The 1,059-nt window shown below is 46.1% G+C and carries 1 protein-coding gene; it reads right to left on the bottom strand.

The window, feature by feature from the left end; translation table 11 throughout:
- Nucleotides 1-139: 139 nt before the first annotated feature.
- The gene (locus tag Xhom_RS24950; RefSeq protein WP_069314966.1) at nt 140-922 is read right to left on the bottom strand and encodes a KilA-N domain-containing protein; all 783 of its coding nucleotides are present in this window, start codon (nt 920-922) and stop codon (nt 140-142) included.
- Between the last annotated feature and the right edge of the window lie 137 nt (nt 923-1,059).

The raw sequence follows: 1,059 nt of genomic DNA, 5'->3' as shown, positions 1-1,059 counted from the left end.
TCTGCCTACAGCGGATGTTGCTGATAATGACCGTCCTACACGGTGGCATGGGTTATTTTTGATTCTGTCGGTACGCTCGATGCAAAGGGAACAGGTCTCAGCTAATACCGTCAGACGGCGATAACCCGACGCAAAAGAACTAATGCCTGACCGCTGAGTAACTGAATTCCCGTTCTACCGGCAGGATTAACATACCTTGCTCGCCTGACTTGCCAAATGACTGAACGCAACGTGCCTCAAAGTCTTTGTAGTCCACGCAGCCGTTAGCCAATATAGTGACCGCTTTCAGTTGTTCTTTGACCAGTTTCAAGGCTTCTGGCTTAAGATACTGGTGAATCTTCTCTCCATTGCCTTTGGCAGCTTCTTTTGCCTCAGCGTAAACCGAATCAGGCAGCACAACCTGATACACCCACTTGGATGTGATCATCCCAAACAGTGACGGGGTGCCGCCAACATGACCCTTATAAGGCAACCCTGACATACGACTGAGTGCCTGATAAAAGGGGTGCTGAAACTGCTTTTCCCATGTAGCGGGTTTATCGAGAAGAAAGATGGCATTGATGCGCTGGTCAGTGAATGTGGGTTGATGACTTCGAATTAGTTCATCAATTTTCAAATCGCACCAAACCGCAAAATCATCAGATAACCATCTAGCAAAAGAGACGGCCAACTTTGGATGAATCCATGTCCCGGCATTAAAACCACCTCTTTTCGTCACTATCAGACCAAAGTCCGATTTTCGGACATTGCCCATATTTAGGGCGTTCGCGAGGGATTTTATGTAACTTTTGGTGCTAGGAAGCTCTTTCCATTTGGCGGGCTTTTTCCCGTATTTGGAAGCTATATCCGTTGCATTAATCCAGCCTTCTTCATTAAAAAATACAGGATGACCTTCATATTCAAAATGAATAATGTTACTCACGATGCTTATCCTTACTTAGGTAATGAACCTTTGCCGCAATAGGAGATCAGCCCATCGAGTAGCATCAGTTTTAGCTGACTCCTCAAAGGCTCATTCCTAAATAAAGGCTCGATGTTTAGATTGGCGCTGCGGTGCGC

This window comes from Xenorhabdus hominickii (genome assembly GCF_002632725.1).
In the GTDB taxonomy this organism is placed as follows: Bacteria; Pseudomonadota; Gammaproteobacteria; order Enterobacterales; family Enterobacteriaceae; genus Xenorhabdus; species Xenorhabdus hominickii.
Note: the sequence above shows the minus strand (reverse complement) of the source record. Positions and strands in the feature narration are given on the sequence as shown.